Genomic DNA, 14960 nt, shown 5'->3' with positions numbered 1-14960 from the left:
TCAGTTCGGTTTGGCGGTGATTTCCTGCGGAGGAAGAATGGTGAGGTTCAAGCGATGGACGATGCCATCAAAAGGAGTGCTATTGGGATACTTGGCGGTCTCTAGCATGCCGAAACTTTGTCCGGCTGCGATGCCTGATTTGGGTTCTTGCGGAAATCCTTTCTCAAACGGAGCCACGCCGAACACCTCACTGTGTCCAGGGACGGCGATCGAGATGACACCACCGAGATCGATCAACGCCCGGAGGTTGATGCGGCCCTTTTCCAGCGGTGCGCCAGCAATGACCGACTCCTTGCCATTGGCAAAGACCGTGAGTGTCGGTTTGGCGGCGACGAGATGCAGCGCGTAGCCGGACTGCGCATCGCCATGAGCGAGAAGCGTGCTGTCCTGGTCGATGGCGGGATCGAATTCGAAGGCGGCATTGATGAACACTCCCCTGCCCTGCAACTTTGGTGCCTCGGCGGCGCTGATCTCGTCGCCGATCTTCAACACCAAGTCGGCGGAACCGGCGGGACTCGCGGCCACCACAACCTCGGAGGCCGGACGCACGGCGCTCTTGAATTCCTGCGGGAAAAAGGCGGCCAGACGGGTCTTTTCAGCGGTGTGCTCAGGTTTGGCGGCAAGGTTGGCCCACTCGTTCGGATCGTTTTGATGATCGTAAAGCTCCTCACTGCCATCGGAGTAGCGGATGTAGCGCCAGCGCTCGTCACGCGCGGCATAACCGGCGTTTTTGCCACCGCCCATGCAGGTGATGGCCGGTTTGTCGCTCTTCGTCGAAGGATCGGCCAGCAAGGGCTTCAAACTGGTGCCGTCGAGGTGTTCTGGCTTCGACACCTTCACGAGATCACAGAGCGTGGGGTACAAATCAATGAGCGCGACCGGCTGCGCGGACATGCTGTCAGGCTGGGTCACGCCTGGAGCGTAAACACTCAGCGGAACACGCGTGGCTGGTTCCCAGAGCTTGCCTTTGTGCCACATTTGTTTCTCCCCGAGATACCAGCCGTGATCGGAGGTGAAGACGATGATGGTGTTTTTTGCGTTCGGACCTTTTTCCGCTGCTTCGAGGACGCGTCCGAGCATGGCATCGCAAAAGGCCACGTTGGCGAGGTAGGCGCGCACGGCTTCCTTCCAGAGGTTTTTCGCCACGATCTCCGCGTGATGACCGTCTTTGCCGGGCTTCGCGATGGCGGGCAGGTCATCGAGATCGTCCGCCTTCACCTCAGGCAGCTTGATCGAGTCCAGCGGAAGCGCGTCGAAGTATTTCTGCGGCACATACCAAGGTGAATGCGGACGGTAGAGGCCGAGGGCGAAGAAGAAAGGCTTCTTCTGCTTCTTGCCGAGGAAATCGGCCGCAAAGGCCACGACCTGACCGTCATCGGTCTTGTCGTCCTCGACAGGAATACCACTCCAGTCCCAATGCCAAATGTTGAGGCCGTTGAAATTCTGCCCGGTGTGGACCGGCAGATCAGGGATCTGTACGCCCGCGCTCGGAAAGCGCTGATCCCAGGCCGTGTCCTGCTCAAACCCGCGCCTGCCGCCATGCCAGCCGGTCAGACGGCCCTCCGGCCCGCCGTGGTTCGCATGGAAGATCTTGCCAGCCGCCGCAATGAGGAAACCCTGTTGTTTAAAGTACTCCGGCAGCGTCGGTTTGCCCGCGATCTGCACGCTGCGCCGCCAGTCCTGCTCATTGCCAAACACACCGCTCGAAGACGGCAGCATGCCCGTCATCAGGCTGGTACGTGAGGGATTGCAGAGCGCGTAGTTGCAATGCGCGTTGGTGAAACGCATGCCCAGCTTTGCCAGGCGGTCCATGTTGGGTGTCACGGACTGCGGATGCCCGCCCAGCCAGCCGGTGTAGTCACGCAGATCGTCGGCGATGATGAACAGCACGTTCGGCTTGCCGTAGGCGGAGCGGGATTTTGGCGCGGCGATGGCATTGGAGGAAACCGCCACAGCAAGAGCCAGGAAGATGAGACGTGAAATAAACAGCATTGCTAAAAAGCTCGCACGGGGCGGAGGGAATGTCGAGTTGGGGTGTCGTGCGGCAACAAGTGATGAACAGTTTGTCTGCATGAGCCTTCAAGACCACCGCGCAGCATGACTCAAACGGCGTTCCAAGCCCGGAAAATCAAGCAGTCGGGGACTTTGTGAAATTTTTCACAAATAGGGCTTGCTCCCCTCCCCTCGTGTTGCTAGAAAAGCTGCCCGCCATCCCCAACAGGCGCTATCCCTTTCCTCCCCGACAGACCCTATCCACATGTCGATTTTCACACTTCAATCACACTCTTTCTCGCCCGTGCTGGCCAACGTGCATAGCTACGCGTCGGAGTTGTTCGCGAAGGACAGCGTGTTGGGATTTTTCACCAATTCGGTGCTCGTGGCGCTGGTGGTTCTGAGTCTGGTGCTCTGGTTTGCGCGCAAGGCGACCAAGAACATGACCCTCGTGCCGCACAAGGCGCAGAATTTCTTCGAGTTCATCGTCGAATTCCTTTACGGCCAGGTGGAAGGCATCGTGGGACCGAAGCAGGCCAAGCTGGCCTTCCCGCTGCTCGGCACGCTCTTCATCTACATCCTGGTTTCCAACTGGTTCGGCCTGCTGCCAGGCGTTGGCACCATCGGCTGGGGCGAGTCCACCGGTCTTCTCTCGATCAAGGCGGCTCACGATCCGCTGCTGCGCCCGCCAACGGCTGACTTGAACGCCACCATCGGCCTGTCTGTCTCCGCTTTCCTCGTCTGGCTGTTTCTCACCATCAAAGAAGTCGGTGTCTGGGGTTTCATCGTCCACACCTTCGGCCCCAAGGGCGGCCTGAAAGGCCTCATGGGCATCGCGGTCGGCTTGGTGTTCTTGTTTGTGGGCGCCATTGAAATCGTCTCGATCATCATCCGTCCGGTGACACTCTCGATTCGTCTGTTCGGTAACATCTTCGCCGGTGAGAACGTGCTGCACACCATGAGCGATCTGATGGCCAACACCGGCCCGGTGGGCAGCTTCCTCGGCAGCATCGCCCTGCCGCTGCCCTTCTACTTCATGGAACTGCTGGTCGGACTGCTGCAGGCCATCGTTTTCACCCTGCTCTGCTCGGTTTACATCCAGCTCTCCACCACGCATGACGATCACGGTCATGAGGAGGAGCACCACTAGGATCTGAATTTGCCGGCGGGACCATGCGCAACGCGTGGACGCCGGTGACACAACACAACAAACACGACTAATACTATGACACTTGAACTTATCTCGATGGCGCAGGCTGCTGCCGCTCACGCCCCTGAAGCCGCTGGCATCACCGGCAACCTCACCATGGCAATCGGCGGTGCTGGCGCTGCGATCGGCGTGGGCATGGTCGGCTCCAAGGCTGTGGAAGCCGTGGGCCGCAATCCTGGCGCTTTCGGCAACATCCTGACCCTTGGCATTATCGCCATGGCTCTCGCTGAAGGTCTGGGCATCATCGCCTACCTCGGCGGCTTCTAATTTGACCTCTCTGCGGCGGGTCGCCCTGCGGCCCGCCGCTCTTTCTCTCTTCTCAACTTCCCCGCTTCCTTTTTAGACCATCCACATTCCGCTTATGATCTCTGCCACGCCTATCATCATCGCCGCAGGCAAGGTTGACGCCATTGTCGAGAAGTTCGGTCTCGCGTGGGGCAAGTTCATCGCCCAGGTCATCATTTTCTGGGTCGTTTTCACCATTCTCAAGAAATACGCCTTCGGCCCCATCCTCGCGATGCTGGAGCAGCGCCGTCAGCGCATCGCCGATGGCGAGGCGAAGCTCGAAAAAATCTCCCGCGACGCCGCTGAGGCCGCGAAAAGCTCCCAGGCCATCCTCGACAAGGCGGAGGCTGACGCAGCCCGCCTCGTGAAGGAAGCCGACGACGCTGCCAAGGCTCTCCAGGAACGCCGCCAGCAGGACGCCGTCGCCAGCGCCAACACCATCATCGCCAAGGCCCGTGAAGCCGCTGAGCTCGAAAAAGAGCAGCTCATGTCCCAGCTCAAGCGCGAGTTCGGCCGCATGGTCTCCGACGCCACCAGCCGCGTTACTGGCAAGGTGCTCAACAACGACGACCAGACCCGCATCAACCAGGAAACCGCCACCCAGGTCTCCGCTTAATTTTCCTCCTCACGCTTCGCCATCATGAAGATCACCAAGGAAGCCCGCCGCACCTCCCGCCAGCTTTTCCGCGCCTGCATGGCCGATGGAAAGCTCGACGAGTCGCGCGTGCGCATCGTGGTCAGCAGCGTGGCCAAAAGCAAGCCGCGCGGCTTCATCGGCATCCTGGATGGATTCTCTCGACTCGTGGCGAACGAAGTGGACCGCCAGCGCGCCATTGTCGAAAGCGCCAGCGCTTTGACACCCGCGACCCAGGCCGAGCTGCAAGCCAGCCTCTCGAAGAAGTACGGACGCACGCTGAATCTCGTCTTCCACACCAATCCCGAGCTGCTCGGCGGCATCCGCGTGAAAGTCGGCTCCGATGTATGGGATGGCAGCGTCAAAGCCCGCCTCGAAGCCCTCAAGACCGCCCTTTCCTAAATTCTTTGCCCTTCGCCCTCAGCCCTTAGCTTTTTCAAACCCGCAATACCATGAGCAACATCCTCCAGGAGATCGAATCCCAAATCGCCGGCCTCAAGACCGCCGTCACGAAGTCCAATGTGGGCATCGTCCGTGAAATCGGTGACGGCGCCGCCAAGATTGAAGGCTTGAGCGATGTCATGCTCAACGAAATGATCGAGTTCCCTGGCGGTGTGTTCGGCCTCGCGCTCAACCTCGAAGAAACCGAAGTCGGCTGCGTGCTTCTCGGCTCTGGCGAAGGCATCAAGGCAGGTGACGAAGTCAAAACGACCGGCCGCCTCCTTTCCGTTCCAGTGGGCAAGAGCCTCCTCGGCCGCGTGGTCAACGCCCTCGGTCAGGCCATCGACGGCAAAGGCGACATCAAAGGTGAAGCTCAGTATCCGGTCGAAAAACTCGCTCCTGGCATCATTGCCCGTAAATCCGTGTCCGTCCCCGTGCAGACCGGCATCATGAGCATCGACGCCATGATCCCGATCGGCCGTGGTCAGCGCGAGTTGATCATTGGTGACCGTTCCACCGGCAAGACCACCATCGCGGTGGACACCATCATCTCCCAGGCCCAGCAGAACAAAGCTGCCGAACAGGGCAAGCTCGCCGGTCACAAGCCTCTCTATTGCATCTACGTCGCCATCGGCCAGAAGCAGTCGAACATCGCCCGCGTCGTCAAGACCCTCGAAGACGCCGGTGCCATGGAATACACCACCATCGTCAGCGCCTCCGCTTCTGACTCGGCGGTGAATCAATACCTCGCGCCTTACACCGGCTGTGCCGTCGGCGAGTGGTTCATGGACCAGGGCCAGGACGTGCTGATCGTGTTTGATGACCTTTCCAAGCAGGCCGTCGCCTATCGTCAGGTTTCCCTCATCTTGAAGCGTCCTTCCGGTCGTGAAGCTTATCCGGGTGACGTGTTCTATCTCCACTCCCGTCTGCTTGAGCGTTCCTGCCGCGTCGGTGAAAACTACGGCGGTGGTTCCATGACCGCGCTGCCGATCATCGAGACGCAGGCCGGTGACGTGTCCGCTTACATCCCGACGAACGTGATCTCCATCACCGACGGCCAGATCTTCCTCGAAACCGACTTGTTCTATCAAGGCATCCGCCCTGCCATCTCCGTCGGTCTTTCCGTCTCCCGCGTGGGTTCCGCCGCGCAGACCAAGGCCATCAAGAAGGTCTCCGGCACCACGAAGCTCGATCTCGCCCAGTTCCGCGAACTCGCCGCCTTCGCGCAGTTCGGTTCCGACCTTGACGCTGGCACGAAAGCCAAGCTCGACCGCGGTGCTCGCATCGTGGAACTCTTCAAGCAGCAACAGTATCAGCCGAAGAGCCTGCCGATCATGGTCAGCAGCCTCTACGCGATGCAGAAAGGCTACTTCGATTCCGTCTCCGTCGATCGCGTGAAGGAATTCCAGGCCAAGCTCGAAGAATACCTCTCCACCCGCAAAGGCGACCTCATGGCACAGCTCGCCAATGAGAAGACCCTCGACAATGTCGAAGCCGGCCTCAAAACCGCCCTCGACGACTTCAAAGCGAGCTGGAAGTAACTCGTTCGAGCTTCCGCCATCTAGCATCCAGAATCTAGTCCCCAGCTTCCATGCCCTCCACCCGCGACATCCGACGCCGAATCAAATCGGTCAAAAACACGGCCCAGATCACCAAGGCCATGCAGCTCGTCGCGGCTGCGAAGATGAAAAAGGCGCAGGACCAGGCCAGCAACGGCCGCGCCTACGCTGAGATGCTCAACAAGGTTCTGGTGAACCTCAAGGAGCAGGCGGAAGAGGGTGTGCACCCCTTCTTCTCCGAAGGCAAAGGCGACAAGACGCTCGTTCTCCTCATCGCCAGCGACAAAGGCCTCTGCGGTGCCTTGAACACCAACCTGTTCAAGAAACTCATCACCACGCAGATCGACGGCCACGTCGATTACGTCACCATCGGCAAGAAGGCCGTGCAGGCCATCAACCGCCTGCGCCGCAACCTCCTCGCCGACTTCCCCATCAAAGATCCCGCCAAGTTTGCCGAAGTTCGCGCCGTGGGCCGCTTCGTGCAGGACAAGTTCCGCACCGGCGATTACAAGAAGGTGCTCGTCGTCTTCAACAACTTCATCAACACCGTCACCATCGTCCCGACCGTCGAGCAGCTCCTGCCCGTCAATCCGGTGACCCTCGGCGGCAAGCGTGACTTCGGCCACGCCATCGAAACTCCCGCCGCCACGGCCTCCACCGAGTACACCTTCGAGCCAAGCGCCGCCGTCGTCTTTGAAACCGTGCTGCCGCAGTATGTGAACGACACCGTGTATCAGATGGTGCTCGAATCCCGCGCCTCCGAGCACTCCAGCCGGATGGTGGCTATGAAGAACGCCACCGACAACGCCAAGCAGATGATCAAGGACCTCAGTCTTGAGTACAACAAGCTGCGCCAGGCCGCGATCACCAACGAACTCCTCGAAATCACCACCGCCAAGATGGCTCTTGAATAGCGACTCTTGACCCCTTGACCCTTCTCTGACCCCCTTTTCAATACTATGAGCAACATCGGCAAAATCGTTCAAGTCATCGGTCCCGTGGTGGACGTGGATTTCTCCGCCACTGGCAATCTCCCGGCCATCTACAATGCGCTGGAGATCAACTATGAGCAGGGCGGCAAGCCCATCCGCCTCATCTGCGAAGTGCAGAGCCACCTGGGCGACGGCTGGGTTCGCTCCATCGCCATGATTTCCACCGACGGCCTCAAGCGCGGCATGGACGTCGCCGACACCGGCGGCCCGATCACCGTTCCCGTCGGCGAGGAAGTCCTCGGCCGTATCTTCAACGTCACCGGCGACGCCGTGGATGACCAGCCCTCCCCGAAGACCGAGAAGCGCTACGGCATTCATCGCAAAGCCCCTGCCCTCACCGACCAGAACCCTTCCGCGCAGATCCTTGAGACCGGCATCAAAGTGATCGACCTCATCTGCCCCTTCACCAAGGGCGGTAAAGTCGGTGCCTTCGGTGGTGCGGGCGTCGGCAAGACCGTCGTCATCATGGAGCTCATCAACAACATCGCCAAAGGCCACGGTGGTTTCTCCGTGTTCGCCGGTGTGGGTGAGCGTACTCGTGAAGGTAACGACCTTTACTGGGAAATGATCGAGTCCGGCGTTATCGCCACCGAGAAGGACGAAAAAGGTCATCCCAAGAAAGACCCGCAGGGCCGCCCGGTCCTCGCCTCCGGCTCCAAAGTGGCCCTGGTGTACGGCCAGATGAACGAGCCTCCAGGTGCCCGTCTCCGCGTCGCGCTCTCCGCCCTCTCCATGGCCGAGTACTTCCGCGATGAGAAGAACCAGGACGTGCTCTTCTTCGTCGATAACGTCTTCCGTTTCTCCCAGGCCGGTTCCGAAGTTTCCGCCCTTCTTGGACGCACACCTTCCGCCGTGGGTTACCAGCCTACCCTCGCCGCCGAAATGGGCGCCATGCAGGAACGAATCACCTCCACCAAGACCGGTTCCATCACGTCCTTCCAGGCCGTTTACGTTCCTGCCGATGACTTGACCGACCCTGCTCCGGCCAACACCTTCGCCCACCTTGACTCCACCGTCGTGCTGGAGCGTTCCCTCGCCGAGCTGGGCATCTACCCTGCGGTGGATCCCCTTTCCTCCGTGTCGAAGGCCCTCGCCCCCGACATCGTCGGTGAGGAGCACTACCGCGTCGCCCGTGGCGTCCAGCGCGTGCTTCAGCGTTACAAAGACCTTCAGGACATCATCGCCATTCTCGGCATGGACGAACTCAGCGAAGAAGACAAACTCACCGTCTTCCGCGCCCGTAAGCTCCAGCGCTTCCTCTCCCAGCCCTTCACCGTTGCTGAAATCTTCACCGGCACCCCCGGCGAATACGTCAAGGTGAGCGACACCATCAAAGGCTTCGCCGAAATCCTCGACGGCAAGCACGACGACGTCCCCGAAGCCAACTTCTACATGAAGGGCGGCATCGACAGCGTGAAGAAGGCCTAAAGCCAGTTAGAAGTTTAAAGTCTCAAGTTCCAAGTTGCCATGCAGCCTGACTTGAAACCTGAAACTTAAAAACCTGAAACTTTCCCCGAATGCCCCTCAAACTCGAAATCGTCACCCCCGAAGCCCGCATCTTCTCCGATGAGGTCGATTCTGTCGTGCTTCCGGGTTACGAAGGCGAAATGGGCGTCCTCCCGGCGCACGCCAACCTCGTGACCACCCTGCTCCCAGGCGAGCTGCGCATCGTCAAAGGCGGCAAGACCACCGAAATGGCCGTCGGCGAAGGCTTGGTCGAAGTCACCGGCACTGTCACCCGCATCCTCACCGATGTGGCGCTCGACGCCGACAAGATCGACGAAAAAGCCGCCGAAGAAGCCATCGCTCGAGCCAAGAAAACGCTCGAAGATCTCAAGCCCGGCGAGCACCAGGAAGAAGTCGCCGCCGCCATGGCCGCCATCCAGCGCGCCACCGCCCACCTGCACATCAAGCGCAAGCGTCGCACGGTTTGATCAGCGGCTAGCGCTGGAAGCACCCGCACCTCCTCGGGAGTGGCGACGACTCGTCGCCATCCCACCTCAAAGCCGACGACTCGTCGGCCCTCCATAAGTCCTACCTCCTCAGCGCATTGATCATGCCTCTTCGCTCTGTAGTCCCGCCTTTCGGCGGTTCCGGGAGCATCTCCGCACCGCCTCGGGAGTGGCGACGACTCGTCGCCATCCCACCTCAAAGCCGACGACTCGTCGGCCCTCCATAAGTCCTACCTCCTCAGCGCATTGATCAGCTCATCGAGCTTGCTGACGATCTGCTGCACCTCGCTCTGCGTCGGTGGATCACTCACCACCAGCCCCAGCAAGGCCACGCTGTTGCTGATGGCGCTGGTTCCGGCGATGGCGACGCTCAGCGTGGCATTCGTCACCTCCCCCGGCGGACCTTGGGGGCCATCCGGTCCAGGCGGCCCTTGAGGTCCCTCATTTCCTTGCGGGCCAGGAGGTCCTCCTGGCTGTCCATCGGCTCCGGGCGGGCCTTGCGGTCCAGGCGCACCATCATTTCCGGGCGGCCCTTGGGGGCCTGGGGCACCCGCCGGCCCTTCATTTCCCTGTGGGCCATGGGGACCGGGAGCGCCATCATTTCCGGGCGGCCCTGCAGCACCGTCGATGCCGTTGGAACCCGGCGGGCCTTGCGGTCCTGGCGGTCCTCCAGGATCACCCGGAGGCCCTTGGGGACCTTCCGGTCCAGGCGGCCCCTGCGGCCCGGCAGGAATGGCGTCGATGAGATCTTTGAGGCCGTTGAACTGGTCACGCATCGGCGCGGACTCGATCAAGGCGTTCGTGGCTGGGTAGTTGGGATCGAACATAGATGGCAGTTGTTGGCGATGGTTGGCACTGGTTGGCGGTAGCAGCGGACGTGAGTCCGCTCTCTGGCTCGTCCTCGTCCTCCTACTCGAACTCGTCCTCGGTCAGGGCGTGTGGAGTGTGGCGCGGAGCTTCTGGGGGCTGGAGCAGCGGCAGAATCGAGTAGGAGTAGGAGGACGAGTAGGATGTGACGCGCAGCGCCTGTCTGGCAAAACCACCGTCAACGGCGCGTTAGCGCCCTCAACAACAGCCAACCACCGCCAACGCTCGCGCAGCGAGCCTCCGCGCCTCCGGCGCTCACGGCGCTCGCTCCGTGGCTTCATCGCTCCAGGCACCGGGGCCGGCGGCACCCACGGCGCGGACGCGGAAGCCGTAGAGCGTGCCCGGGGTCAACGAGGACACGAGGATCTTCGCCGCCGTGCTCGACTTGATGGCCGTCCACGGCGCGTTCGGCGTGTCATGCGGGCGGCATTCCCACTCGTAGCTGCTCGCCCCCTTCACCGTGTTGCAGCGCAAGTCGATCTCGCCCTCCTTTGCCGTTGCCTGGGCGCGCAGGTCGCCCGGACCTGGCAGGTCGCCGATGGGAGCACCCGCGCTGCGCAGCGGGAAGCCGGTGCTTTGCAGCGCCGCCAGATCGTTCGGCGTCACCGCCTCGCAGTTGTTCGCGCGGGCCGTGATCACCGTGTCCCACACCTCCTCCTTCTGGTCGCGGATCTGGATCTTCTGCTTCCAGATCACCTCGGCGTTGTCCACGTCCGCTTGCGCGGTGGCGAGGTCGTCCTGCGCGGTCTGCACCTGCGCATCCGTCGGCACGCGGGTGGCGGCAGGATAGCTGGTATTCCCCGTCATCGCGGCGATGTGCGTGGCCCCCAGTGTCAGTTTGTCGGCGGTCTTCTTTTTGAAGAGTTCCAATTTGAATTTAGTCACGGCTTTGTTCCTCCTGATGGGTTGGTAAGGTGACGGCACCGGCCCTGCGGCATCGAATCTCAAACTCCCGGTATCCATGCGGAGCGGCGGAGTGGAGTCGTAGCGGAGGGGCATGACGGCTTCGTCGGTTCGGCGGTGATGGAACCACACCTCTCCCCGTGGATCATGGTCAATGGGCTGCACGTCTCGTGTTCTTGCCGCGCTGGGACCGGCGCGGGCCCTCCGCAGGCCGGTCTTCCGGGTGATCCAGCAGATGCTCCAGGTGCGATGCCGTCTCGCCGATGCCCCGCTTCAGCGCGCGGCACACGCGGAAGAAGGTGCTCAGAGTCAGATTCGTATGTCCAGCCTCCAGATGGCTCATCTCCGTTCGGGAAAAGCCGCCCCGCTTGGCCGTCTCATGCTGGCTCAGGCGCAGCGCATTGCGCCGCCGGTTCGCCCAGGTGCCAAACAGCTTCAAACAAAGCTCCACCTCCGCGTCGAGACGCGCCAAGTCTTCGTCGGAAGAGCGGTCCATGGCAGGGCGTGGTTGGTGGTTGGATCGCCCCGGGTGATCGTGCACTCCGGTGAACAACCAGCCGGAGAATACCCTAAAACGCAGGATTTATGCAACCTGTAAAATACTCTCCAGACCTCAAAGACCGCCGCATCGAGTCTAAAAGTCCCCACCCTTTGAGGTCAAAGACCCCGGTCTTTGAGCCTAAAGAACCCACCCTTTGAGGTCAAAGGCCCCGCTCTTTGAGCCTAAAGAGCCCATCGTTTGAGGTCAAAGACACCCTTCTTTGAGATCGAAGAGCTCTCCGTTTGAGGTCAAAGGCACCCCTCTTTGGGCTCAAAGAGCCCACCGTTTGAGGTCAATATTCACTCTCTTTGAGCTCAAATGCACGGCCGTTTGAGCTCAAAGACACCTCTCTTTGAGGTCAAAGGCACCACCGTTTGAGCTCAAAGATCGCCTTCCAGACCCCAAAAGCCGCGAAAAACGGCCCCAAGCACCCTTGAGATGACCCCAAAGCCGGAAACTTTTTGCACGATTGGCGTGTATGAAGATTAAATAACTTGAATCCACAAACCTGTGGGATAGAGGTACTGATGTCAGCCAAAAAGAACCCGAACCACTGCGAGCAGCGATTCGGGGTCTTTTTGAACCGAGGCCGCTCGAGAGCGACGATCAGCGTGAAGAACTGGATTTTAGCTCTTGGGCGGCAGCGGTGCAACAACTTCCCTCCAGCGGCTGGCCTGGAGGGTTTTTACCCCAAAACCACATAAGCCAATGGCAGACAACATCCGCATCCAATGCATCAATAAATCCGACCGCATGAGCGCGCACGAGCGCATCAAGTTCATCGGCGGCATCAACCCAAACAACACCCGCTGGAAACTCAGCCTCGATCAGGCCATCCAAGGTATCGAGTCGGGCAAATGGCGCTTCTACGTGAACGTCAACAACGACACCGTCTGGGTCATCGTGGCCACCAGCGCATCGGGGCATAAATACCTCAAGACGCAGAACGACGGCGATCAGCCGAACAACCTGCTCAGCCTTCCTGAGTGCCCGCCATGACCTCCACACCCCTCAGCAGCATCGCCGATGTCCGCATGGGGGTCACCCTGCGGGGACGGGACGCCACGCGTCCCGTCCCTCAAGGGTCCTGCTTCATGATCCGCATCAGCGACCTGTCCGATGACGGCCATCTCACCACACGGGATCTCCTCCAGTTCGAGCCGGGAGATGACATCAAGCCTGACTACTTCCTCCGCCGTGGAGACATCCTCCTGCCGAATCGTGGCACCCGTTGCACGGCCTATGTTTATGATCTGCCGCTCACGAATGTCCTCGTCGGGGCGCAGTTCTACATCATCCGTCCGAATGAGGGCAAAGTCCGTGCCGATTACCTCGCGTGGTTCCTCCGCACGGAGGTCGCTGCCAGCCACTTCGCCCTGCGGCGGAAGGGCACCCTCGTCCAGACCGTACAGCGAAAGGACGTGCTGGAGCTGGAGCTGCCCCTGCCGCCCCTTGCCAAGCAGGACAGCATCATCGCTCTCGACGCCCTCGTCATCCAGGAGCGCCAGCTCTCCATCGAACTCGCCCTGAAACGCGCCACCTACATGCAACGCGTCATGCACAGCGCCGCCAGCGCTTAGTCTCCTCTTCTCCCCGTCTTAAAGCCTCCTCTTCTTCAACCAACATGCCCAAAGTCAACCAATCCGAAATCAACGACGTCGCCTGGCGTGCCTGCGACACCTTCCGGGGCGTCGTCGATGCTGAGAACTACCGGAACTACATCCTCGTGATGCTCTTCTGGAAATACATGTCCGATGTGTGGCGCGACCACCGCGACGCCTACTTGAAGGAATACAACAACGACGAAGAGCGCGTGAAGCGCCGCCTTGCCCGCGAGCGCTTCCAGCTCCCGGACGGCTGCGACTTCCTCAGCCTCTACGCCCAGCGCAATGAGCCCGACATCGGCGAGCGCATGAATGTCGCCCTCGCCGGCATTGAGGAGGCGAACAAGGCCAAGCTGGAAGGCGTCTTCCGCGAGGTGGACTTCAATTCCGAGTCCAAGCTCGGCCAGACCCGCGACCGCAATACCCGGCTCAAGATGCTCCTCCAGGACTTCGCCGATCCACGGCTCGACCTCCGGCCCTCCGTCGTCGGGGAGGAGGACATCATCGGGAATGTGTATGAGTACCTGCTGGAGCGCTTCGCCTCCGATGCGGGGAAAAAAGCGGGCGAGTTCTACACGCCCGGCCAGGTCTCCAGCCTGCTCGCCCGGCTGCTCGCGCCGAAGAAAGGCCAGACCATCTGCGATCCCTCCTGCGGTTCCGGCTCCTTGCTGATCAAAGTGGGCCTTCAGGCCGACGAGCGGGACTTCGCTCTCTTCGGGCAGGAGATGAATGGCACCACCCATGCCCTCTGCCGCATGAACATGTTCCTCCACGGCATGGATAATTTCCGCATCGAGTGGGGAGACACCCTGCGGAATCCCCGCCTCACCGAGCACGACCAGCTCATGAAGTTCGATGTCGTCGTGGCCAATCCACCCTTCTCCCTCGACAAATGGGGACAGGAAGACGCGATTAAAGGCGATGCCTATAACCGCTACCATCGCGGCCTGCCACCAAAGTCGAAAGGGGACTGGGCCTTCATTACCCACATGATCGAGACCGCCCGCGAGGGCACGGGCCGCGTCGGCGTCGTCGTCCCGCATGGCGTGCTGTTTCGCGGCGCGGCAGAGGGCAAGATCCGGCAGAAACTCATCGAGGAGAATCTGCTGGAGGCCGTCATCGGCCTGCCGGCGAATCTCTTCTTTGGCACTGGCATCCCTGCCGCCATCCTCATCTTTAACAAAGCCCGCACCACGGGCGATGTCCTCTTCATCGACGCCTCCCGCGAGTACAAGGACGCCAAGAACCAGAGCCTGCTCACCGACGAGCACGTGCAGAAGATTGTCAGCACCTACGCGGCCTTCCAGACCGTGGAAAAATACGCCTACCGTGCCACCCCGCAGGAGATCGCCGACAACGACTTCAACCTCAACATCCCCCGCTACGTCGATACCTTCGAGGAAGAAGCCGAGATCGACCTCGACACCGTGAAGGCCGACATCACCCGCCTCGAATCCGAACTCGCCACCGTGCGGGCCAAAATGCAGGCTTTCTTGGAGGAGCTTGGGGTATGAATGCGAACCGCACCTCGGATACAAGGCTTACGCCTTTGAACGTCGGCACCATTCCTGACGGCTGGAATGTCTCAAAAATTGACCAAGTTGCTTCTCGTGTGACCAATGGATACGTAGGCCCGGTGCTTGAGCACCAAACTATGGTCGCAGCGAACAAAGTTCGCTACCTTCAAGGCTTCAATGTCCGACCAAATCGCATAGAGCTGATTAACGAAAGCTACGTCAGTGCTGAATTTGATCGCGCGCATCCCAAGTCTCGACTCGAAGAAAACGACATACTGACTGTTCAGTCCGGTCACATCGGAACTACAGCCCGCGTGCCTAAAGAACTGGTAGGCTCTAGGCGGTGTCTTCGCAAATAAAACGCCTTTCTGGCAAGGTGCTGGAATGGGCGGGAGTTGAGAAGGAGCCATGTTCAACAAACTGACCCGGAGTCTGCAAACCGCCCTGCGTGACAGGGCTTCTT

Annotated in this window: 16 protein-coding genes; 12 read left to right on the top strand and 4 right to left on the bottom strand. The window is 60.5% G+C overall.

Annotation, left to right across the window (positions count from 1 at the left end; translation table 11 throughout):
• A complete protein-coding gene (locus ACILSI_RS09460) occupies positions 1-1992 on the bottom strand; it encodes a sulfatase (protein ID WP_395721628.1) in 1992 nt (663 codons plus the stop codon).
• Between the two features lie 265 nt (positions 1993-2257).
• On the opposite strand from ACILSI_RS09460, the gene atpB reads away from it, so the two are divergent.
• The 8 genes from atpB to atpC all read left to right on the top strand — a co-directional run bounded on the left by atpB (position 2258) and on the right by atpC (position 9047).
• A complete protein-coding gene (gene atpB, locus ACILSI_RS09455; RefSeq protein ID WP_395721627.1) occupies positions 2258-3142 on the top strand; it encodes a F0F1 ATP synthase subunit A in 885 nt (294 codons plus the stop codon).
• A 75-nt stretch (positions 3143-3217) separates the two neighbouring features.
• Positions 3218-3469: an ATPase gene (locus ACILSI_RS09450; RefSeq protein WP_395721626.1), complete on the top strand. Its 252-nt coding sequence runs from the start codon at positions 3218-3220 to the stop codon at positions 3467-3469.
• 94 nt (positions 3470-3563) lie between these two features.
• On the top strand, positions 3564-4103 hold the full coding sequence (locus ACILSI_RS09445) for an ATP synthase F0 subunit B (protein WP_395721625.1): 540 nt from the start codon (positions 3564-3566) through the stop codon (positions 4101-4103).
• A gap of 24 nt (positions 4104-4127) precedes the next feature.
• The gene (gene atpH, locus ACILSI_RS09440; protein ID WP_395721624.1) at positions 4128-4523 is read left to right on the top strand and encodes an ATP synthase F1 subunit delta; all 396 of its coding nucleotides are present in this window, start codon (positions 4128-4130) and stop codon (positions 4521-4523) included.
• Positions 4524-4573: 50 nt separating this feature from the next.
• On the top strand, positions 4574-6103 hold the full coding sequence (atpA, locus tag ACILSI_RS09435) for a F0F1 ATP synthase subunit alpha (RefSeq protein ID WP_395721623.1): 1530 nt from the start codon (positions 4574-4576) through the stop codon (positions 6101-6103).
• 50 nt (positions 6104-6153) lie between these two features.
• Positions 6154-7035, top strand: coding sequence for an ATP synthase F1 subunit gamma (gene atpG / locus ACILSI_RS09430; protein WP_395721622.1), 882 nt, complete (start codon positions 6154-6156; stop codon positions 7033-7035).
• Between the two features lie 45 nt (positions 7036-7080).
• On the top strand, positions 7081-8541 hold the full coding sequence (gene atpD, locus ACILSI_RS09425) for a F0F1 ATP synthase subunit beta (protein WP_395721621.1): 1461 nt from the start codon (positions 7081-7083) through the stop codon (positions 8539-8541).
• Positions 8542-8630: 89 nt separating this feature from the next.
• Positions 8631-9047 (top strand): ATP synthase F1 subunit epsilon, encoded by a 417-nt coding sequence (atpC, locus tag ACILSI_RS09420; protein ID WP_395721620.1) that lies wholly within the window; start codon positions 8631-8633, stop codon positions 9045-9047.
• A gap of 248 nt (positions 9048-9295) precedes the next feature.
• Here the strand turns inward: atpC and ACILSI_RS09415 are convergent, their stop codons facing one another.
• The 3 genes from ACILSI_RS09415 to ACILSI_RS09405 form a co-directional block, all read right to left on the bottom strand.
• A complete protein-coding gene (locus ACILSI_RS09415) occupies positions 9296-9892 on the bottom strand; it encodes a hypothetical protein (RefSeq protein ID WP_395721619.1) in 597 nt (198 codons plus the stop codon).
• A gap of 295 nt (positions 9893-10187) precedes the next feature.
• Positions 10188-10817, bottom strand: a complete 630-nt coding sequence (locus ACILSI_RS09410) for a fibronectin type III domain-containing protein (RefSeq protein WP_395721618.1) — start codon at positions 10815-10817, stop codon at positions 10188-10190.
• A gap of 169 nt (positions 10818-10986) precedes the next feature.
• Positions 10987-11331, bottom strand: a complete 345-nt coding sequence (locus tag ACILSI_RS09405) for a helix-turn-helix domain-containing protein (protein WP_395721617.1) — start codon at positions 11329-11331, stop codon at positions 10987-10989.
• A 753-nt stretch (positions 11332-12084) separates the two neighbouring features.
• Here ACILSI_RS09405 and ACILSI_RS09400 point away from each other — a divergent pair.
• From ACILSI_RS09400 to ACILSI_RS09385, 4 genes are read left to right on the top strand one after another with little or no spacing between them, the layout of a single operon-like run.
• On the top strand, positions 12085-12375 hold the full coding sequence (locus tag ACILSI_RS09400) for a DUF3892 domain-containing protein (protein ID WP_395721616.1): 291 nt from the start codon (positions 12085-12087) through the stop codon (positions 12373-12375).
• Entirely contained in the window at positions 12372-12956 is a 585-nt protein-coding gene (locus ACILSI_RS09395; RefSeq protein ID WP_395721615.1) for a hypothetical protein, read from the top strand. The genes ACILSI_RS09400 and ACILSI_RS09395 overlap by 4 nt, the downstream gene beginning before the upstream one ends.
• A 44-nt stretch (positions 12957-13000) precedes the next feature.
• The gene (locus ACILSI_RS09390; protein WP_395721614.1) at positions 13001-14494 is read left to right on the top strand and encodes a type I restriction-modification system subunit M; all 1494 of its coding nucleotides are present in this window, start codon (positions 13001-13003) and stop codon (positions 14492-14494) included.
• Positions 14491-14856, top strand: coding sequence for a hypothetical protein (locus ACILSI_RS09385; protein WP_395721613.1), 366 nt, complete (start codon positions 14491-14493; stop codon positions 14854-14856). Before ACILSI_RS09390 ends, ACILSI_RS09385 begins: the two co-directional genes overlap by 4 nt.
• Positions 14857-14960 lie beyond the last annotated feature (104 nt).

The organism is Prosthecobacter sp., assembly GCF_044232965.1.
Lineage (GTDB): Bacteria > Verrucomicrobiota > Verrucomicrobiia > Verrucomicrobiales > Verrucomicrobiaceae > Prosthecobacter.
The sequence above is the reverse complement of the archived record's forward strand: the minus strand, read 5'-3'. Positions and strand labels throughout refer to the sequence as shown.